The sequence below is a fragment of the Paenibacillus brevis genome (genome assembly GCF_018919145.1).
In the GTDB taxonomy this organism is placed as follows: domain Bacteria; phylum Bacillota; class Bacilli; order Paenibacillales; family Paenibacillaceae; genus Fontibacillus; species Fontibacillus brevis.
The window spans coordinates 14,600-35,007 of sequence record NZ_JAHLQJ010000014.1; the positions used below are offsets into that span (position 1 = coordinate 14,600).

Consider the following 20,408-nt stretch of genomic DNA (forward strand, 5'->3'; position numbering starts at 1 on the left):
CAAGCACTTTCAGAATTTTAAAAAGAACTGGAGTGGAACCATGATCCATATCCTTGTCGTAGAAGATGATAAGCATGTGCGAAGATTAATGGAAACGGTGCTTAAGCGTGAAGGATACACGGTATTTACAGCTGAAGACGGGGTCAAGGCGCTTCAAATGCTTGAAGTACAGCATATTGACCTCATTATTCTGGACATCATGATGCCGAATATGGACGGCTATGAGTTTGCGCAGGAAGTACGCGCCGCGGATAGCCAGATCCCGATTCTGATGGCCACCGCCAAGCAGCTTCCGGAGGATAAGAAGAAAGGGTTCCGGCTCGGGACCGATGATTATATGACGAAGCCGGTCGATACGGAGGAGATGCTTTTACGCATTCAGGCATTACTTCGCCGTTCCCAGATTGCGAACGCCCGAAAACTGACGGTAGGCAAGGTAGTTCTCGACCATGATGCGCTGACCGTTACCCGCGAAGATGAAAAACAGACCCTCCCCCAGAAGGAATTCTATCTGCTCTACAAGCTGCTATCATATCCGGACCGGATCTTCACCCGAATCCAATTGATGGATGAGATTTGGGGAATGGAAAGCGAGAGTACCGACACGACGGTCAATGTCCATATTAATCGGCTGCGAAAACGGTTCGAGACATATCCCGAATTCGAGATTGTATCTGTTCGTGGACTCGGCTACAAGGCGGTGAGACACATTGAATAAATGGAGTCACAAGCTGCATAGCCGAATCAGTCTGCCGATCTACTTCTCGCTGGCTGTATTTTTCATTTTCCTGATCACCGTCTCGATTACCGGAGCCTTGTTCTTCATGGCTCATTTCTTTGGATTGCTAAATAATGAAATTGGCCGGGACGGCGTCTATCTTCCGATTATCTTGCTGATCTCCTGTGCGATTATCGGCACGACCATCTCGGCAGTAACAAGCCGAAGAATGGTTAAGACGATTCGAACCTTCATCGATGGGACCGCCAGACTCGCCAAGGGCGACTTTTCGATTCGCCTTGAGTTGGAGGGCCCTCCCGAATTCCAATTGCTCTCGGAAAACTTTAATAAAATGGCCGAAGAGCTTGGCGGTATTGAGATCCTGCGTAAAGACTTTATCAATAATTTCTCTCATGAGTTCAAGACTCCGATTGTGTCGATCAAAGGCTTTGCCGAGGTGCTGAAGCATGATGACCTGTCCAAGGAGGAACGCGACGAGTATCTCGACATTGTGATCGAAGAATCCGCCAGACTTGCTTCCCTCGCCTCCAATGTATTGGTGCTCTCGAAGATTGAAGCTCAGACCATTCTCACCGATAAAGATCACTTCAATGTCGGAGAACAGCTCCGCCAATGTGTCCTGCTGCTTGCAGCCAAGATTGACAAAAAGCAATTAGCTTTGGATGTCCACGTCCAGGATCGGGAAATATCCGGCAACAAGGAGCTGTTGAATCAGGTCTGGCTGAACCTCCTGGATAATGCGATAAAATTCACGCCTGAGAGCGGCTCCATTCAGATTGAGATGAAGAAAAAAGAAGAGCGCCTTATCATCCTTATTCGGGACAACGGACCCGGCATCGATCCAGATGCCCTTCCCAGGATCTTCGATAAGTTCTATCAACAGGACGCCTCCCACTCCACCGCAGGCAATGGGCTTGGGCTTTCCATAGCCCATCAGATTGTTGAGTTGCATGGAGGAACGATTACTTGCGACAGCAGTCTGAACCAGGGAACAACCTTCACGGTAACGCTGCCGCTCTCGATGTAAACCAGGACTTGAAAGTGCCGTATGGTAACTTTCAGGTCCTTTTTCTTTTTTCAGAAAAGTTAACTTTGAGTTTATATTTATCTAGTAATATACATATCAACAACCTGCAAAGGAGTCACAGCAATGCTAAAAATACTTAAGTACTTAAACCCAAAAGAATGGATGCTCATCTGTATCAGCCTTCTGTTCATTGCGACACAGGTCTGGCTGGATCTCGAAATGCCCGGCTATATGAGCGATATTACCCGGCTCGTACAAACGCCGAACAGTGAAATGAGCGAAATCTGGACGGCTGGCGGCTGGATGCTGCTGTGTGCCTTGGGCAGTCTGGTAACCTCGATTATCGCGGCTGGAATTGCAGCCAAGATTGCGGCTAATTTCTCCGCACGGCTTCGTTCCAGATTGTTCGATAAGGTGCAATCCTTCTCTATGGAAGAAATCAACAACTTCTCAACTGCAAGCTTGATCACCCGTTCCACGAATGACATTACGCAAGTTCAAATGCTGATTGTTATTGGCTTGCAGGTGCTGATCAAGGCCCCGATTCTTGCCGTATGGGCGATTCTGAAGATTACAGGCAAGAGCTGGCAGTGGTCCTTCGCAACGGGAACCGCCGTAGCTGTTCTTATCGTAATCGTCGGAATAGCCATTACACTGGTCTTGCCGAAGTTCCAGAAGCTCCAGCAGCTCACAGATAACCTGAACCGTGTAGCGCGTGAGAACTTGAACGGAATTCGGGTCATTCGAGCTTATAACGCGGATGAATACCAGGAAGAAAAATTCGGTGAAGCAAACCATGAGCTGACCCGGACCAACCTGTTTGCCAACAATGTTCTATCCCTGATGATGCCAAGTATTTCTATGATTATGAGCGGTCTAAGTCTTGCCATCTACTGGATTGGTGCGATACTGATTCAGAATGCCGCAGCTCCGGCGAAGATTGGACTGTTCTCGGATATGATCGTCTTCTCCTCCTATGCCATGCAGGTCGTCATGGCCTTTATGCTGTTGATTATGATCTTTATCTTGATGCCTCGCGCACATGTGTCCGCAAAGAGAATCAACGAAGTGCTCGACACCAAGCCAAGCCTTCTTGATGGACCTCTTACCTCCTCCCCGGTCGGACGAGTTGGTGAAGTTGAGTTCAGACATGTCAGCTTTAAATATCCGGATGCCGAGGATTATGTGATTAAGGACATCAGCTTTACGGCTAAAAAGGGTGAAACTGTCGCATTTATCGGCTCAACCGGCTGCGGCAAGAGTACGGTAGTAAATCTGATTCCCCGCTTTTATGATGCTACAGAGGGCGAGGTCCTCGTGGACGGCGTAAACGTGAACGAATACGAACAAGCCGCTCTCCGGAACAAGCTGGGTTATGTCTCCCAGAAAGCAATTCTGTTCGGCGGGACGGTAACCTCCAATGTGGCGTTTGGCGACAATGGCCGGGATGCTGTCTATGATGTTGTAGATGCCGTGTATACTTCGCAGGCTTCCGAATTCGTTGAGAAAATGGAGGACGGCTATGAGGCCCATGTGGCCCAGGGCGGTTCCAACCTCTCCGGCGGACAGAAGCAGCGCTTATCCATTGCCAGAGCTATTGCCCGTCGTCCGGAAATATTGATCTTCGATGACTCCTTCTCTGCCCTCGATTACAAGACGGACCGCAAGCTGCGCAGTGAGCTGAAGAAGGAATCAAGCGGAACAACGATGCTTATCGTGGCTCAGCGGATCGGTACGATAAAGGATGCGGACAAGATTATTGTCCTGGAAGATGGCCGAATCGCAGGCATGGGAACCCATGAACAATTGATGGAAACCTGTGATGTGTACCAAGAGATTGCTTACTCGCAACTTTCGAAGGAGGAGCTGGCATAATGAGTAAGAACAAAGAGAAATCTAATCATTCTAACACCTGGGGCAAACTTCTCCGTTATTGTAAAAGCCACATCCCTGTCATTGTGATCGCCATCCTAAGTGCGGCAATCGGTACCGTATTGACCCTGCTCGGGCCGGATAAGCTCTCAGAAATGACTGATTTAATCACCGCAGGTCTAGTTAACGGCATTGATCTGAAGGAAGTTACTTCTATTGGACTCTTCCTTGTATTTATATATGCGCTTGGCACCCTATTGTCGATGATGCAAGGGATTATCATGTCGATCGTCACCCAACGCGTCTCCAAGAAATTAAGGACTGATATCTCGCGCAAGATCAACCGGCTTCCAATCTCTTACTATAACAAGTCGACTACCGGCGATATTCTGTCCCGGGTAACCAACGACGTGGATACGATTGGGCAAGCTATGAACCAAAGCATCGGGATGCTGGTCACCGCCATCTCCATGCTGGTCGGCTCCCTTGTTATGATGCTCAAGACAAACGTAATTATGACGGTTACTGCAATTGTAGCTACCCTGATTGGTTTCGCCCTGATGTCGGTCATTATGAAGAAGTCCCAGAAGTATTTTTTCAGCCAACAAGAGTATTTAGGTAAAATCAACGGTCATGTCGAAGAAGTATACACCGGGCATACCGTCGTGAAAGCTTATAATGGCGAAAATCGCATGCGTACTGAATTCGAGAACCTGAATGACAACCTGAAAAATAGTGCTTTCAAGGCGCAGTTCCTTTCCGGCCTGATGATGCCGATTATGATGTTCATCGGGAACCTTGGCTTCGTAGCTGTCTGCGTCGTCGGTGCAGTCATGGCCATGAACGGAAAAATATCCTTTGGTGTTATCGTTGCCTTTATCATGTATGTACGGTACTTCACTCAACCGCTCTCCCAGATTGCTCAGGCAGCACAGAGCTTACAGTCAGCTTCAGCGGCCAGCAAGCGCGTGTTTGAATTTCTGGAAGCTGAGGAAATGGATAATGAAGCACATAAGAGTGATCGTCTCAACACCGCAGTAGGCAAAGTGAAATTTGACCATGTACAATTTACTTACGAAAACACGGATAAACCGGTGATCAAGGACTTCTCAACTGAGGTTATGCCTGGTCAAAAGATTGCCATCGTCGGTCCGACAGGCGCAGGGAAAACAACCCTCGTCAACCTGCTCATGCGCTTTAATGAGATTAACGGCGGTGAAATCTACATCGATGACAAGCCGATCAGTAGTCTGACCAGAGAGAATGTTCATGATCTGTTCTGTATGGTTCTCCAGGATACCTGGCTGTTCGAGGGTACGATTCGTGAAAATCTTGTCTATAACAAGACAGGAGTTACCGATAAACAAATTGAAGATGCTTGCCGCTCGGTTGGCCTGCATCATTTCATCCAGACCTTGAGCGCCGGATACGACACTGTGCTAAACGACAGAGTTAATCTGTCAGCCGGTCAGAAGCAGCAGCTCACAATTGCCCGTGCGATGCTCAAGGATGCGCCTATGCTCATCCTTGATGAAGCGACCAGCTCGGTTGATACCCGCACAGAGCTGCTGATCCAGCAAGCCATGGATAAGCTCATGGAGGGCAGAACCTCCTTCGTTATCGCTCACCGCCTCTCCACCATCAAGAATGCCGACGTGATTCTCGTGCTGAAGGATGGCGATATTCTCGAGAGCGGCAGCCATGACGAGCTGCTGGCTAGGAAAGGCTTCTATGCCGAGCTGTACAACAGCCAGTTCGAGCAGGCATCATAAAGCATTAAGGCATTATCCTAGTATTTACACTTTAAATAAAAAGGGCGAGGCTCCTTCCGATTCAAAGCGGAAAGAGCTGCGCCCTTTTTTAGATCTTCGGTACCTCAATCGCCGACATAGCATTTCGCTTCTGTTCATCATTGATATGTGTATAGATCATCGTCGTCTCAATGGATGCATGACCCATCAATTCCTTGACGACACGGATGTCTACATTATGATTCAGCAGCAGTGTAGCGAAGGAATGACGTAATTTGTGGCAGGACAGCTTCATATCCGTCAAATGCGGATGATCCAGCTTATAGGCCTCAAACACCTGTGCCGCAATTTTCTGAATCTGGCGGATGGACAGTCTTCTCCCCTTTTGGGATACGAAGAAGGCTTCTTCTTTGGCGCTAAAGGGAGAAATTCGCTCCTCAGCGGCTCGCAGCAGCACCTCTGTTACCATCACCGGCAGCGGAATCTCATTCCATTTTCTTCCCTTTCCAAGCACCTCAAGAGATCCCTTCTCCTTTTTAAAATGAGAGATATTGATCCGATGAACCTCTCCCACCCGCAAACCGCAATAGCCCATAAGCAGAAAAATGGCCAGATTCCGTTCACGAAACCGCCCGCCCACATAGTGCAGCACCTTTTGCAGATCCTGCTCCTCCAGATAGACCGGATTTTTATTCCTCTCTGTCTTCGATTTCTTTACTTCCATAGCCGGGTTACGCGTGGCCAGCTCAAAGTCAATCAAGGAAGCATAGAACGAACGGATCGCAGACAACGTCCGGTTGCGTGTCCGATCCCCGGCCTTCTCTTGCTTCGTTACGAGGAAGCTGACCACATTCAGCTTGCCCGCTTGCTGCACAGGCGCTTCATCTAAAGAACTCAAATAATCAAAGACCTCTCTCAAATACTCTTTTCGCGTGGCCTCCGTGTAACCGGATTGCTTCATCCATACCTGGAAGGCTTGGATCGGCTCAGCATACATGTCTTCGATGTCATACTTGGTGTTCAATGCTATCCCTCGCTTATTCTTGATGATTATGCCTGAAAATAGGGGACAAATAATGCGGATAACTTGTCATCCCCTCCTGATGCAATGCCTTTAAACCAAAAGTGCGCAAAATACGTGTTTGGCGTATTTATTTTAGCACAAAAAAACGATCAAGTCAGTTCTCCTGCACTGCTTTATCGGTATATTGCATTAATCGTTTTTAAAACAAAAAAGACAGTCGATTGACTGTCTTTTACCGCTTTTTGAGCTATAGAGTTTACAGACGCTGCCACTTCCGCTTGAAGAAGATCTGAAATACACGGACAACAATAATTTTCAATGTCATGTATACCGGAATGATAATAATCATGCCCAGGATTCCGCTAATATTCCCTACTCCAAGCACCAGAATGATTGTCGTTAACGGATGAATATCCATGCTCTTGCCAAATACATACGGGGCAATCAGATTATCTTGAACCTGTTGAGCCGCAAGAATGATGACAAGGGCCCACACCGCTGTAGCAGGTGACTGGGTCAGGCCTACAATAATGATCGGAACGGAGGACAGGATCGCCCCGATCACTGGAATAAAGTTGGCAATAACAGCCACTACGGTTAACAGGAAGGCATAGGGCAGTCCGATGATAAGAAATCCAATGTACATCAACACGCCCAAAGCTAGGTTAACCAGCACTCTGCCTACTATAAATCCACTAAGCATCTTGTCGATATCTGTAATTATGCTGAGCATGTCGCGCTTGAAGCGTACCGGGGTTGCACGAACCGCTTTGCGGCCCAGCTTATCCCCTTCCTTCAGCATGTAAAAGAGAAGAATCGGTGTCGTGAACAGAATAATTGCAAAGTTAGAGACAAAGGAGAAAAACTTGCCCACATAATTCGTAATCGAAGAGAATCCTTTATTCAAAAACTCTGTAATGGTAGCGACGATATTGTTATCCGATGGGAACACAGAGGCCAGCCATTCGTTATTTTCCAGCTTGCTAAGCTGGAATTTGACATCTGCCAGAATATCAGGGAACCCATTCACCAAGCTGACCATTTGATCCGTTAACTTTGGCCATTGGCTCAAGATGAACCAAAGCAAGATGATCGTAAACACGACATAAATGATCAGAATCGCAGGTGTTCGTTTGATTTTGTGCTGCTCCATATACTTGACGACCGGTCTTAACAGATAATACAAGAACATCGACAATAATAATGGAATGGCAACCGCTTGAAATAATAACAGGAAGGGCTGAAAAATGAAGCTTACTTTGGAGCCTAAATAAATGATGAGCAGCAGCAAAGCGACAAATAAACTGAACAGAATGGATTTGTTTTTAATCAACAACTGGTTTCCTCCGAATCCGCATATTTCGGGCCTCAAAAATCTTCTCTCTAGATACCCCATAAAGTGATGTTACTTATATTGCCAAGCGAATGCAAGCCGGGAATTGAATTTGGCATCACCTGCAACAAGCTATCCTACCCTTTCCATAATAATAGAAGAGAATTAACTCAACATTAACTTCCGCAATGGAATTATGTTTTGCGCTTCGGAGACAACTTGCTTGCTCCTTTGCGGGCTTTTGGCCATCGATAAGAAGCCGCATGTTGAAGCATGGCAAGATACAGCTCCTCCCATTGCTGTACGTTCAAAGAACAAATCGGCTGGGCACGATCAATGCGCAAAGCCTTCGCCAGCTTGGCAATTTGCGGGGTGGTGAATATATCTCTGACCGCTTCGAAAAAAGGTTGCTGGGGATCATGAAGGACATGCGAAGCAAAGGCCTTAAATTTTCCTCGATGCCCATTGGGAATCGCCGGATTTTTTCTTCTATTAACGGTCACAACGGCCGCTTCCACTCTGGGAGGCGGCGAGAAGCACTCCGGCATGACCGTTCGCGTAATCCGGATGTCATACCATAGCCTCCATGCCAAAATTTGCGGATTGGTCACGGGGAACGCTGTAAAGCGTTTCGCGGCTCCTTTTTCCAGTATCAAAACTGCCCGTTCCAGGAAGGATGAATGACCTAGAAATTTTTCGAAGATAGGCGTTGTAATAGAAAATGGGATATTGGCAACAATGCAAAACGGACTACTTGGAAGCTGGTATTGAAGAAGATCCAGTTGCTTCACAATGACATTAGCTTTCTCTCCTGCTCTGAATTTTAATTTCTCGACGCTGACAGGATCGTTCTCGATGGCAATGACCTTCCCGGCCTTTTCCGCTAGCGGAATTGCAAGTGCGCCCGTTCCCGCACCGAGATCAAGAACAGTATCGCCCCCTTGAAGCTTGGCAAGCTGCACCAATTCTTGGATCAAAGATTTATTGATTAATAGATGCCTTCCGGGGAAATTGGAAGCACATCGACGTTTGTTTTTAGACATAGCAAAAAGCACCTCATTCATTCGTATTAGAAAATGAAAAAGGCACATCACAAATAAACCCTATTACCGAAAAAATTATCGATAGCATAAAGGGCTAAATTTGTTCTGTACCTGTCATTAACGAATACGCATGAAAGCGATGCAATACATAAGAGACTTCTCTCCTTAAGTGATAAGATGAGTGTCAACCCTAACAAGTCTAGCATACTCGGTCTTGGATCGTCAAAAAGATAAATAAGACCGTTTGGAGTATGCTTCCATTCCAAACGGTCTTATGAAGCATGACTTTAACTTGGCATTTACTCTCTTTCGGTTTCTTTGCCGCTAAGCTTGTGTTGAATCGCCATCAAGGATGGGATGAAGACCGGCAGCATGATCAAGCTGAGAATGAATAGCCCCAAAATGACTGCAATCGCCACTTCGATTAATGTCAGAATACCCGAAGGAATCAAAGCGGCAAATGTGCCGCCAAGAATGATCGCGGCGGAGATGACGACTCCCCCGATATGCCGTGCCGCATCCACGATCGCATTGCCTGCGTGCCCTCGGTTTTCCCTGTAGCGCATCATCATAAAGATGCTGTAATCGACACCAAGCGCAATAATCATAATAAAGCTGAAGAAAGGCACATTCCAGCCGAGATGATCTGTTTCCAGCACATGGTAGCCGATAAGCTCACCAAGTCCCATTGAAGCACCGTAAGCCAGCAATAAGGATGCGATAATAAATGCAGGCTGCCAGAATGAACGCGTGATCCAAATCAATACCAGGGCGATGCCTGTAAGCATAATAATCGCTGTGCGGTTGAAATCTCCTCCTGCGATATCCTGCAGATCGGCATTTTGCGAGGATTTTCCGCCAATGGCCACCTTGGCTCCGGCCAGTTCGCCGCCTTCCAAAGTACCGCTCACTTGACTGTTCATATTCCGGATAATATCCATAGCTTCCTTGCTATACGGATTCACCTCTAGGATGACCGTTGCCTGCGCCGTTTTCCGATCATGGGATAAGTACATTTCTACAGATTTTTGGAAGTCCTCTCCTTCCAATACCTCCTGTGGAATGTAAAATTTCTTTGCTGCTTCCGACTCGCTGACACCGCTTAGGTACGACTGTGCATCCACTAGACCGCTGCGGATTTTCTCAAGTCCCGCTGTACTTTCGCTGAGTCCGGATTTCAATGTCGTCATTTTCGCTTCGAGATCGTTCAGCCCGTTAAGCAATTGCTGCTGACCGCTGTTCACTTCAGCAAGCCCGGACTCCAGCTTTTTGCTCTCATTGGCAATTTGCACAGACCCGTCAGATCCTTCTTTCAGACCGCGCTCCAGCTTGGCGGCTCCTTCCACCAATTGCCCTATCCCGGTCTTGAATTGACCGAGTCCGTCTTCAACCTGCTGCAATGAAGAGTTGGCCTGCTTGAAGGAAACCATCGCCGACTCATATTGCGGAGCCAGCTGGCTCAGTTGAACTGTCAGCTCTCCAAGCTGGCTTTTACCCGTAGAAGCGATGAACAGAGTCTTCTCGATATTTTTATCTTCAGCCATATCAGGGTGCTGCTGTACGAAAGCAGTCATAGCACTCTCAACCTGTTCATAACCGGTTATGGCTCCCTCGATAGCCTGACTGAGACTTGCAAAAGATCGCGCTGCCGGGCTCAATCCCGACTCCAGCTTGCTGTAGCCTTCAACCAACTGGGCTGTAGCGTTGCTCAATGAGTCCAATTTGCTCTCCAGCATGATCAGACCGGTTTTCAATTCTCTGGCACCTGCTGCGCCGCTGTTGATCCCTACAGTCACTTGATTCAGCGCAGCGCCCAGATCCCCGGCACCGGTTCGGATCACGCTTGTGCCGTCAATTAGCTTCTGAACATTTGCCAAGCTGTCAGCATCCGTGGTATTGAACTTATCCTCGGCTGAAGACAGACCGGAATAAATCTTATCGATTCCGACGGCGGCCTCGTCCAGTCCGCCATAAAGCTCCCCGGTCTGCTCGCTAATGTACAATTCATCGATCTTCTCCCCTGTTGGCCGAGTAACGGTATGAACGCTTGCTACTCCATCCACCTTGGAAATTCGTTCGGCAAGCTCATCCAGCGCCTGCAAGCTCTCAGTATTATCCAGAGTATGGCCAGCCTGTATAACGATTGTAGCCGGTGAAGAAAATCCTGCCGGAAAATGCTGCTCGATCACCTGAATTCCTTGCTTGGATGCATACGAATCGTCGACTTCAAGCAAATCGTTATAGCTAAGAGTGCCGCTGTACTTCATGATAAACGGAGTGCAAATCAGCAATACAATCACCAAAGCGGCAAAGGGACGGCGAACGGAGTGCTTCGCCAGAAATCCCCAGGTTCTGCTGTCGCCATGTCCTTCGAAGCGTTTGGACGGCCAAAACAGTTTTTTGCCCAACCATCCCATGAAGAACGGATTCAACGTGTTCAAGACGAGAACTAAGACCGCCACCCCGATCGCAACAGCCGATCCGGAACGATAAATTTTGAACTCGGCCATAAACAATGCCATGAACCCGATGAAGACGGCAGCCCCACTATAGAGCACCGTACGACCTGCGGATTTGTAGGTATTCTTGATGGCTGTATTTACATCGGTCTCCCGGCTAAGTTCCTCTTTAAACCTAGTAAAGAGCAAGATGTTGTAGTCCGTGCCGATCCCGAACAAGATCACGACTAGGAAGACCTGCGTAAAATTCGAGAACGGATAGTTAAAGCCGTCCACCAAATGGGCAATAATCCCAAAGGATACCAGATAGGATACCCCCACGGAAGCCAAAGAGACGAGAGGTACAACCGGTGAGCGGAAAATAAGGATCAGTACGACCAGAATAAATATAACTGCAATAACTTCCGTTTTCTTGATCCCTTCTTGGGTGGAGTGCACGAAATCTTCAATCACGGGAGAATTGCCTGTCAAGTACGTGTTGATGTCATCCGTTTTGACGATCTCATTCAGTCTGTCAGTAACTTTCGTAATCGTACCGCTGGACATATCGACGGAAATTTGAGTTAATATCGTCGTCCGGTCCTCAGATATGAATTGAGCCGCTATTTCTTGACTGTCCAGATGAGATACGATTTTTCGAATTCCTATCTCCTGTTCCCGCCCTTGCAATTGTCCAATAATAGCGTCGATTTCGGTTCTTTGCTCATCAGTTAGCGGGCTGTCATCCCCGGTGTTGAATACGGCGATGATATCATACATTTCAGATTCATCATCTTTCATCTGATTGATCATGGTTTTGGCGACTTCACTCTGAGTGGTAGCCGGAACAGCAGCTTGGCCTTTTTCTCGCACCAAAGCATCCATATCAGGCATTAGCAGCATAGTAACTACTGATACTATAATCCAGCCAATGCACCAGAACATTCTCCCATTTACCAGCTTTTTCATTATGTTTCCTCCTTAAAAGGAATGAATATTCATTCCGCGTGTAGCAATCTTTTCTCCTCTGCTTCGGTTTATCCCCTACCCTTCGAATAATCATTCAGCCCCTAACAGAATAATGTCAAAATAATGACAACGGAATGAACGTTCATTCCTATCCTATTATAATTAAATCCTTCGATTTTGCAATTGCTGTTTCCAAAATTAATCCTATTTATTATAACCATTAGTGGCCGACAGGATTTCAACAGCATACAACATCTGACTTCACTATTAGAAAACCGGATGGCAGAAACCCTACTAATGCTTGAGCTATAGGATTTTTATGGCATTCCAGCAGGATTCCTCTACCTCTTTCAGCATGGCCTCGCTTTCATCTAACAGACCTGCCTGAATCAGTTTGAACAGCATAACAAAAGCACCGTAGACGAGAGCAATCAAAGCATCCGTTTGCAGATCCTTGATCACTCCCCTGTCCTTACCGTTTTGCATCATTTGACGAAGAGTCTCCATAAGCCCCTGAAATGCCTTTCTGCTTGTTACATCTATGTAATAGGCGCTGTTGTGGGACTCAATGAATAGTAATGCATGGATATTGGTATCTGCAAATTTAATCAACCGCTTGAAAATATAATGAAATTGATCGCGCATATCCGAAGAAGGGTCTATCTCTTCAAATTTCAATGTCTCTGAAAACTCCTGGACGCACTGCTGAAACAGCGCATTCACTAATGTCTCTTTATTTTCAAAATAGCGGTAAATGGTTCCTGCTCCAACTTGTGCGGTGTTAGCAATCATCGGAACTGTCGTACCGTCATAACCTCTCTTCGCAAAAAGCGCTAATGCCGCTTTCAGTATAGCGTCTCTCTTATTTGTTTCCAGCATGACCTCTTCCCCTCTTTAACCGGAATATACAGAATGTACAAATGCCACTACAGTATATCAATGAATCTGATGAATTACCAGACACGAATCTGCACCGGTTTAAGTGCGAAATTCCATGGCATGTCTAAAAAAGAGGATGAGAAATCTCCTACTTGCTTTTAAAAGATGTAGACTAACAGATGATGTCAGGTTATGGTTAAATTGTGTAAAACTAAACTAAGGGAGCGGATCATTGATGTATACGCTTGTGGCCATATTCGCTGTATTGCTGCTGGTTGGCGGCGGGATTGCGACGATGCTGATCGGCTTTTCCGAGAAAAATAGAGAAGGCAATCCGAGCTATGATAAAAAAACAAAAAGAAATGTTACCGGCCTAAGCCTCTATTATGCGATCCCTGTAGTTCTGGGAATGATTGCATTCATCATATTCATCTTCACAAGAACCCGTTAATTTCAGTTGTCCGACTGGTATTCCAGTCTTGCTCTGTGAGCCAAGCTTTAATTCAAGCATCTACCCGACGGAGATACGGTGTTGCATTTTTACATGAAAGTGTGCAATAGCATAGGACAGTTAGACATAGGAGGGCGAGTTAGAGGGGCAGCGTGTGAAGTGTGCCTACGATCGCTGTTGTTCGCGGATTTCTCTTATTGTAAGAAGTTCTAACAATGAAGAAATCCACTCACAAAGGCGAACGCTTACGCTTCTTCAGCACACTTCACACTTATGCCCTGATTACTTCGCCTTTGGGTTCAACTGCACTGCAGTCTGCACATAGCTATGCCTAAGCTGCATAGCAATAACTGCACTGCTATTAACTTATCTCCCTGCGGCATGCAAGCAGGAGACAATGCATAGCCTTGGGTTAAGCGCGAATGGAAGCTTGCGCGGTAGCTTATGCACGACGCCAATACCTACTTTTTTCACTATATGTGTGTGAACCGTATATGCATGGGGTCTGCCAATCGTCGTCATGCTGTGAACGCACCGTTCGTTGGGAGCCTGAGCCTTGCTTTGCCCAGTGTGAGATCTGCATGATGCGAGATGTGTTCGCGTATACGCGGGTAGTTGTCCATGCATCTACCCGCTGAAGGTGCATTAATGCGCAGTTACTGTTTGTAATGTATCAGGCATCAAGATGCTATGCTGAATGAACGAGCCTGTATGCTAGGCAAGTGATTCTGGTGCATTCTTCCATCTCCGACGTGCAGAGGGAGGAGCTACTATAGTGCATTCGGCAGCTATAAGGCCGAAGAGCCTGCGTAATAAGGGTATAAGTGTGAAGGTTGCTGCAGAAGCGGAGCGGTCGCCTTTGTGAGAGGATTTCTACCTTTTGATGGCTTAGTTCAATCCAAGAAGTCAGCGAACAACAGCGATCGAAAGCAACCTTCACACGTTACCCCCGGCACGCAGAAACGTTAGCCTGCTTTATACTGCCGGGCTCTTGCATGAAACTGCGGCGAATCCAGCCTTGTCATTAACTACCGAGGCTGCCCCTTTATTCAAACTCGATATGAAGCTCTACGATCTCCGATCTCGTCCCGATCCGGATCGGCGGCCCCCAGAAGCCATAGCCCGAGGTGACAATCGAATGCATGTTGCCTTTACGCAGATAACCCCAATCATTTTCAAAGAGTGCGTTAGTAATCAGGTTCCCCGGGAACACTTGCCCATGATGAGTATGACCGGATAACATCAGATCAACGCCCGTCTGCTCCGCAAGATCCAGCCCTTCCGGCTGGTGCTCCAACAGGATGACCGGCTTGCCGAGATCCACCTTTGCCATGAGTGCTTCAAGATTTATTCGCTCAGGATCACTGAGATCTTTTCGCCCTACCAGTGTGAACAGATCGTTTACCGTTATCGTCTCATCATATAGAATGTTCACCCCGCTACGTTCGAACGTATCGATCAGCTCCTGCATCGTCCCCCTATGCTTATCATGATTGCCAAGGGTGGCATATACGCCGAGCGGTGCCTTGAGCTCCGACAAGACCGAATCCAGCTTCTGATCCACAAATGGCTGAATATCATCATCAAACAAATCTCCCGGCAGCAAAATAATATCCGGCTCAAGTTTGTTCATTTCGTGAACCAGCCGCTTCGCATGGTCCTTCCCGGACAGCAACCCAAAATGCATATCTGCCGCCATGGCAATATGTAGAGAATCAATGGATGACGAGCCTTTATCCATCTGAATGGTATAAGTGCGAACAACAGGCATGTAGGCATTGTAGCTTCCATATCCAAGCAAAACGACCATCATTCCCAGTGTGATTGCCCCTGCCCAGAAAGAGGTTCTCTCCCTCCACAACCTGGATTTCCGCAGCAGTATTACAGTCAAATGCGCCAATGGCACCAGCAATATCGACAAATATAACAAAGCCATCCAATAGGCGCCGATGATCCCAAGAAGCTTTATATTCACAAACCGCCCGGTGATAAATGAAGTTGCTGCTATGACAAGGACAACCGTATACAGAACCTTGAATCTGCGAGAGGATGTCTTCGGACGGAGCCAGCGGTATCCGCGCCAGCCGATATAGTAAACCAACCCTCCATAAAGCAGTAAGCTAAGTATTCCAATGATGACAAACATAATTACACCTCGTCTGACTTAAAGAATGCCAATGATCAATTCTGTAATTCTCATGGCAGGGGCTCCATCTTCATTACTAAGAATAATGATCTCTGATTTTTGATTCATATCTCTCCAAATAGCGGTAGAAAACCCATTGATACTTTCGGCATGTCCATAGGACGCCAGATCAGGCCCAAATATCCCCCATCCCAGAACGTACTGGGACAGATTCGGTGTTCGCATGATTTCCCATGAAGCTTCACTGAGAATGTTCCCTTTTTCGAGGCCCGTCGTCCACTTAAAAAGATAGTCATTGTACGTTTGACCGCTCACCTTTTCAATCACCGCACCAAGAAGCACATACCCCGAGTTGTGGCTGTGCAAAGGCATGTCCCCTTTCCCTTTTATTATAGTCTCATTGTAAGCTAACTCCCCTCCTCTTCACAAATTGCTCCTTATAAAAGCAAAAAACCGTACGGATTATATTCCATACGGTTATATCGGGCCTATTCTATCCCTAATAGCTTTATCCCAATGCTACATCCAGTATCATCATTAAAACAAAGCCGAACATCAAGCTCATCGAAGCCAGATCCTTGTTTCCCTTCTCCTGAGAGCTGGGAATGACCTCCTCGACAACGACGAAGATCATGGCGCCTGCGGCAAAGCTTAACGCATACGGAAGGAGCGGCTCGACGAAGGCAACGGCAAATGCGCCCAGCACTGCGGCAACCGGCTCAACCATCCCTGAAAATTGCCCGTAGAAAAAGCTCTTGCGGCGGGACATTCCTTCACCGCGCAATGGCATGGACACTGCGACTCCCTCGGGAAAGTTCTGAATGCCGATACCCAGAGCCAGCGTCAGCGCACCAATCAAAGCCGCCTCGGTTCCGCCGTTAGCCAGTGCGCCGAAGGCAATCCCGACGGCTAAGCCCTCCGGGATATTGTGAAGCGTGATGGCAAGCACAAGGAGCGTGCTTCTTTTTCTTTTATTCGGAGAATAGCCTTCTGCTTCTCTGATGGAAGTATTCGGATGAAGATGGGGAAGAATTTTATCAATTCCCCATAAGAAGATACCGCCAAGCAAAAAACCAAAAGCGGCCGGGAACCAGTTGCCAACGGGATTGCCTTCCGACATTTCGATTGCTGGCGCAAGAAGCGACCAGTAGCTGGCTGCGATCATAACACCGCCGGCGAACCCCAGCATACTGTCGAGCAGCTTCTGGTTAAGGGTTTTGGTGGCGAAGACAAGTGCTGCGCCCAATGCGGTCATGCCCCAAGTAAACAAAGTGGCAAGCAAAGCCTGCATGATCGGATTTAAACTTTGGAAAAAAGCAATCAAAACAACAACTCCTTCTCAGGATGATGACAAGTCTGAATGGTGATTTCTCTGTACATATTTTATCCCATTCCTGTGAATCGTCAATTGCTTTTGACTGCTAATAATTAATTATATGAAATTATAGATGATCCACGAGATTACAAGAAACTGCACTGAGCCAACAATCTCCAAAATTCCGGCTTTCATCGGCTTCATGGCTTTTCCGGTAAAGAGGAATGTGCGGAGCAACGGGAACACATAAGGAATCGTCATCCAGGGCATACCAAGCAGCCAAGGAACGAACAGGATCAGCACATGATAAATGCGGGCCGTGGACTCCCAGCGACGATTGCCCCGCTCACGGAAGATCGTCTTGACGAAAAAGGCGGTACCCATAAAGTAAGCAAAGTTCAAGACAACAATGGCAAGCATCTCCTGCCCAAAGCTTCCTCCTCCGTACAAGAATGAAGCGGCACCACCCAGGGAGAAGATGATAATTGCACATAGATCATTTACAATAGCTCGTTCATCCTTCTGCTTCACATGCCAAATGTTCACGATAAGCAGCAGCAGGAACGGGATTCCGAAATAAAATAGCTCGGGTGTCCTGATCAATGGATAAGCGAGTGCAGCAAGAGCAGCTACGCCGTAAATGCCAGACCATTTCAATAAATGCTGACGCTGATTTCTCCGTTTCAAAGCCTGCAAGAAAGGATAGGACGCCAGGTACAAGCATAGCCAGGCGATGAACAGAAGAATATGGCTCCACTGTGCCGTACCTGCCATCACCCCGAAGAGAAACGGTACACTGATCATCGCCCACCCTCCGTGCTCGTGCGGTATAACGATACTTTTCTTCTTTTTCCTGCTCATCGCCTAGCTCCCCCTAAACTCATCAATTTTAGTTCTTCTGCCTGGTCAGTAGCAGCAGCAAGAATGAGATGACAACCATGGAAACGGTCCATAGCCATGCCATGGTCATATTTCCGGAATCGACCGCGACGAATATCGCCGTAGGAACCGTCTGGGTCTTCCCCGGAATATTCCCTGCAATCATCAGTGTTGCACCGAACTCTCCGAGGCTCCGTGCAAAGCTGAGAATATAAGCCGTAAGCACGGACGGAAAAGCCAGCGGCAAAGTAATATATAAGAATACCTGCCACTCCTTCGCCCCACTCGATCTTGCTGCTTCCTTCAACTGGTTATCAATCGCATTGATGCCAGTCTTCATTGTCTGATAGACGAGCGGAAAGGCGACGACCACGGACGCAATAACTGCGGCTCCCCAAGAGAATATGATGGGCGCCGAGAACAGCCATTCTGCAAACTGCCCGACCCAGCTCCTTCGCCCAAGCAGCATAAGCAGCAGGAAACCTACCACTGTTGGCGGCAACACGAGCGGCAGCATAAACGCTGTCTCGAAGAACACTCTTCCCTTCGTTCTTCTGCTGGACATAAACCAGGCTAAAGTAATTCCCATGATCGTGCTTAAGATGCTCGATATCAGGGCAACTTGCAGAGATAATCGAATCGGGGTCCAGAGCTGGACCCAATCGACTTCAATCGTTATCATTGCGCATTAGGGTTGGAGAAACCGTATTTCTCAAAAACTTCCAACGCTTCCTTCGTTTGAAGATAATCATACAGTGCCTTTGCTTCTTCAGCATGACTAGTCTCTTTAATAATCCCGATCGGATAAATAACCGGCGTATAAGTGGACTGATCTACGGTATAAGCAATCTTTACTTTATCCGATGACAAGGCATCGGTCTTGTAGACAAAACCTGCTTCAGCATTTCCGGTCTCCACATATTGCAATACTTGACGAACATCCTTCGCCTGCACCATTTTAGCTTGAAGGTCATCCCAGACTCCAGCATTTGTTAGCGCCTCTTGAGCATATTTCCCGGCAGGTACGGATTCAGGGATACCGATAGCTACCTTCACAAATTGGTCGTTGAGCAGATCCTTCACGTCCTGGATCGAAGTTTCTTCATCGGCCGCAGTTACGACGGTAAGCTCATTTCCCAGCAGACTTTGATGCTGATGTTCTGCAATCAGTCCACTCTCTACGAGCGGATCCAGATTTTTAGGTGATGCAGAGAGAAATACGTCAACAGGAGCACCTTGCTCGATTTGCTGTTGAAGCGCACCGGAAGCAGCGAAGTTAAAGTTCAGCTTCACATGCGGAGCTTCCTTGGCATACAACTCTTGAATTTCCTGAAAGGCATCTGTAAGGCTCGCTGCAGCGGACACGGTCAATTCAACTGCAGGAAGCTCCGTTTTTTCAGCCTCTTTTGTTCCGCCGCAAGCTACCAACGACAATACCAAGGCAATTGTGAAAAATGGAGCAAAAAACCGCATAGCTTTTTTACCGAATAACTTTGTCATTTAAATCCTCTCCTAACCGCCAATTTGAGACATCCTGCGAGACGTAGGGGTGTGCGAGATGTCGGGGTCATTTTTTAAGAATTTGGACATTTCATGATTTTCAGGCTTTGTTCCCAGGGCTTCCAGAAAAATCTGGCGAACAGCTGCATCATCACCGATGACACTGCGGACCTGAAATTGCTCTGTCCAGGCAAGACAAGGCTTGATAAAGCCGTCTGCCGTAAGACGAAGCCTGTTGCAGGTTTGGCAGAAGTGCTCGCTGACCGGATGGATCAGGCCAAAGCTGCCTGCCGCCCCCTCAAGCCGGTAATTCTCCGACGGGCCGCTTCCTTGTACGGAACTGACTGCGCTGAATTTCCACCGCTGCTCTTCGCATACTTCTTTAACCCGCGTGAGCGGCAAATACAGCTTCTTCCACTGAGCATCATTGTGGCCGATCGGCATGTATTCGATGAACCGTACATGGATGTTCCGCTCCATCGTCATCTCGATAAAATCCGCGATTTCATCATCATTCAGACCATTCATCAGCACCACATTCAGCTTGATCGGACTTAAGCCTGCTTTGGCACAGGCATCGATGCTGTTAAGCACCTTTTGCACGTCCCCGCCGCGGGTAATCATTTTGAAGCGTTCCGGCTTCAGGGAATCCAGGCTAATATTAACGCGGGTAAGTCCGGCTTCCTTAAAAAGTGCGGCACGAGGTGCAAGAAATATGCCGTTAGTCGTCAATGCGATGTCTTCTATCCCCGGAATCGCAGCAATCATGGCGATCAGCTTCTCCAGCTCCCTGCGGACAAGCGGCTCCCCGCCCGTCAGACGAACCTTGCGGATCCCCATTTCGGCTATGACACGCACTACATCAGCAATTTCTTCATAGGTCAGAATGTTATCCGCAGGTTCGAATTGCATGCCTTCCTCAGGCATGCAATAAACACACCGCAGATTGCAACGATCCGTTACAGATATCCGCAGATAATGATGCTCACGGCCAAAAGGATCGACTAAGCGGGGAATGGACATGGTGTTACGCTCCTTTCAG

The 20,408-nt window shown here is 47.5% G+C and carries 17 protein-coding genes; 5 read left to right on the forward strand and 12 right to left on the reverse strand.

Annotated features, from left to right (window positions below):
• The first annotated feature begins 40 nt into the window (after positions 1-40).
• The 4 genes from KQJ23_RS16085 (at position 41) to KQJ23_RS16100 (ending at position 5,410) form a co-directional block, all read left to right on the forward strand.
• Positions 41-718, forward strand: coding sequence for a response regulator transcription factor (locus tag KQJ23_RS16085; RefSeq protein WP_216479930.1), 678 nt, complete (start codon positions 41-43; stop codon positions 716-718).
• Positions 711-1,766 carry a sensor histidine kinase gene (locus KQJ23_RS16090; RefSeq protein ID WP_216479932.1) on the forward strand — a complete coding sequence of 352 codons (1,056 nt, stop codon included), beginning with the start codon at positions 711-713 and terminating at the stop codon, positions 1,764-1,766. The genes KQJ23_RS16085 and KQJ23_RS16090 overlap by 8 nt, the downstream gene beginning before the upstream one ends.
• A 123-nt stretch (positions 1,767-1,889) precedes the next feature.
• Positions 1,890-3,641 carry an ABC transporter ATP-binding protein gene (locus KQJ23_RS16095; protein WP_216479933.1) on the forward strand — a complete coding sequence of 584 codons (1,752 nt, stop codon included), beginning with the start codon at positions 1,890-1,892 and terminating at the stop codon, positions 3,639-3,641.
• Positions 3,641-5,410 (forward strand): ABC transporter ATP-binding protein, encoded by a 1,770-nt coding sequence (locus KQJ23_RS16100; protein ID WP_216479935.1) that lies wholly within the window; start codon positions 3,641-3,643, stop codon positions 5,408-5,410. Before KQJ23_RS16095 ends, KQJ23_RS16100 begins: the two co-directional genes overlap by 1 nt.
• A gap of 88 nt (positions 5,411-5,498) precedes the next feature.
• Here the strand turns inward: KQJ23_RS16100 and KQJ23_RS16105 are convergent, their stop codons facing one another.
• The 5 genes from KQJ23_RS16105 to KQJ23_RS16125 form a co-directional block, all read right to left on the reverse strand.
• Positions 5,499-6,413: a tyrosine-type recombinase/integrase gene (locus KQJ23_RS16105; protein WP_216479937.1), complete on the reverse strand. Its 915-nt coding sequence runs from the start codon at positions 6,411-6,413 to the stop codon at positions 5,499-5,501.
• A 256-nt stretch (positions 6,414-6,669) separates the two neighbouring features.
• A complete protein-coding gene (locus KQJ23_RS16110; RefSeq protein ID WP_249529828.1) occupies positions 6,670-7,746 on the reverse strand; it encodes an AI-2E family transporter in 1,077 nt (358 codons plus the stop codon).
• A 194-nt stretch (positions 7,747-7,940) separates the two neighbouring features.
• Positions 7,941-8,837 (reverse strand): 23S rRNA (adenine(2058)-N(6))-methyltransferase Erm(C), encoded by an 897-nt coding sequence (locus tag KQJ23_RS16115; RefSeq protein ID WP_430522308.1) that lies wholly within the window; start codon positions 8,835-8,837, stop codon positions 7,941-7,943.
• 251 nt (positions 8,838-9,088) lie between these two features.
• On the reverse strand, positions 9,089-12,196 hold the full coding sequence (locus KQJ23_RS16120) for an MMPL/RND family transporter (RefSeq protein WP_216479942.1): 3,108 nt from the start codon (positions 12,194-12,196) through the stop codon (positions 9,089-9,091).
• A 306-nt stretch (positions 12,197-12,502) separates the two neighbouring features.
• A complete protein-coding gene (locus KQJ23_RS16125; protein WP_249529830.1) occupies positions 12,503-13,075 on the reverse strand; it encodes a TetR/AcrR family transcriptional regulator in 573 nt (190 codons plus the stop codon).
• 235 nt (positions 13,076-13,310) lie between these two features.
• Here KQJ23_RS16125 and KQJ23_RS16130 point away from each other — a divergent pair, with 235 nt between their 5' ends.
• Entirely contained in the window at positions 13,311-13,526 is a 216-nt protein-coding gene (locus KQJ23_RS16130) for a flagellar basal body-associated FliL family protein (protein ID WP_216479943.1), read from the forward strand.
• Positions 13,527-14,571: 1,045 nt separating this feature from the next.
• On the opposite strand, the gene KQJ23_RS16135 is transcribed toward KQJ23_RS16130, so the two are convergent.
• The 7 genes from KQJ23_RS16135 to moaA all read right to left on the reverse strand — a co-directional run bounded on the left by KQJ23_RS16135 (position 14,572) and on the right by moaA (position 20,389).
• Positions 14,572-15,672, reverse strand: a complete 1,101-nt coding sequence (locus KQJ23_RS16135; protein ID WP_216479944.1) for a metallophosphoesterase — start codon at positions 15,670-15,672, stop codon at positions 14,572-14,574.
• A gap of 18 nt (positions 15,673-15,690) precedes the next feature.
• Positions 15,691-16,038, reverse strand: coding sequence for a serine hydrolase domain-containing protein (locus KQJ23_RS16140; RefSeq protein WP_216479945.1), 348 nt, complete (start codon positions 16,036-16,038; stop codon positions 15,691-15,693).
• Positions 16,039-16,180: 142 nt separating this feature from the next.
• Positions 16,181-16,963, reverse strand: coding sequence for a ZIP family metal transporter (locus KQJ23_RS16145; RefSeq protein WP_249529842.1), 783 nt, complete (start codon positions 16,961-16,963; stop codon positions 16,181-16,183).
• A 141-nt stretch (positions 16,964-17,104) separates the two neighbouring features.
• A complete protein-coding gene (locus tag KQJ23_RS16150) occupies positions 17,105-17,848 on the reverse strand; it encodes a YwiC-like family protein (RefSeq protein ID WP_216479947.1) in 744 nt (247 codons plus the stop codon).
• Positions 17,849-17,876: 28 nt separating this feature from the next.
• Positions 17,877-18,548, reverse strand: a complete 672-nt coding sequence (gene modB / locus KQJ23_RS16155; RefSeq protein ID WP_216479948.1) for a molybdate ABC transporter permease subunit — start codon at positions 18,546-18,548, stop codon at positions 17,877-17,879.
• On the reverse strand, positions 18,545-19,366 hold the full coding sequence (modA, locus tag KQJ23_RS16160) for a molybdate ABC transporter substrate-binding protein (RefSeq protein WP_216479949.1): 822 nt from the start codon (positions 19,364-19,366) through the stop codon (positions 18,545-18,547). Before modA ends, modB begins: the two co-directional genes overlap by 4 nt.
• Before the next feature lie 12 nt (positions 19,367-19,378).
• Positions 19,379-20,389, reverse strand: coding sequence for a GTP 3',8-cyclase MoaA (gene moaA / locus KQJ23_RS16165; protein ID WP_216479950.1), 1,011 nt, complete (start codon positions 20,387-20,389; stop codon positions 19,379-19,381).
• Positions 20,390-20,408: the final 19 nt, after the last annotated feature.

Coding starts and splice junctions, on each gene's coding strand:
- KQJ23_RS16085 (WP_216479930.1), top strand. CDS start 41: ATGATCCATATCCTTGTCGTAGAAGATGATAAGCATGTGCGAAGATTA.
- KQJ23_RS16095 (WP_216479933.1), top strand. CDS start 1,890: ATGCTAAAAATACTTAAGTACTTAAACCCAAAAGAATGGATGCTCATC.
- KQJ23_RS16100 (WP_216479935.1), top strand. CDS start 3,641: ATGAGTAAGAACAAAGAGAAATCTAATCATTCTAACACCTGGGGCAAA.
- KQJ23_RS16115 (WP_430522308.1), bottom strand. CDS start 8,837: ATGTGCCTTTTTCATTTTCTAATACGAATGAATGAGGTGCTTTTTGCT.
- KQJ23_RS16120 (WP_216479942.1), bottom strand. CDS start 12,196: ATGAAAAAGCTGGTAAATGGGAGAATGTTCTGGTGCATTGGCTGGATT.
- KQJ23_RS16125 (WP_249529830.1), bottom strand. CDS start 13,075: ATGCTGGAAACAAATAAGAGAGACGCTATACTGAAAGCGGCATTAGCG.
- KQJ23_RS16130 (WP_216479943.1), top strand. CDS start 13,311: ATGTATACGCTTGTGGCCATATTCGCTGTATTGCTGCTGGTTGGCGGC.
- KQJ23_RS16135 (WP_216479944.1), bottom strand. CDS start 15,672: ATGTTTGTCATCATTGGAATACTTAGCTTACTGCTTTATGGAGGGTTG.
- KQJ23_RS16145 (WP_249529842.1), bottom strand. CDS start 16,963: ATGCAGGCTTTGCTTGCCACTTTGTTTACTTGGGGCATGACCGCATTG.
- KQJ23_RS16150 (WP_216479947.1), bottom strand. CDS start 17,848: ATGAGCAGGAAAAAGAAGAAAAGTATCGTTATACCGCACGAGCACGGA.
- modB (WP_216479948.1), bottom strand. CDS start 18,548: ATGATAACGATTGAAGTCGATTGGGTCCAGCTCTGGACCCCGATTCGA.
- modA (WP_216479949.1), bottom strand. CDS start 19,366: ATGACAAAGTTATTCGGTAAAAAAGCTATGCGGTTTTTTGCTCCATTT.
- moaA (WP_216479950.1), bottom strand. CDS start 20,389: ATGTCCATTCCCCGCTTAGTCGATCCTTTTGGCCGTGAGCATCATTAT.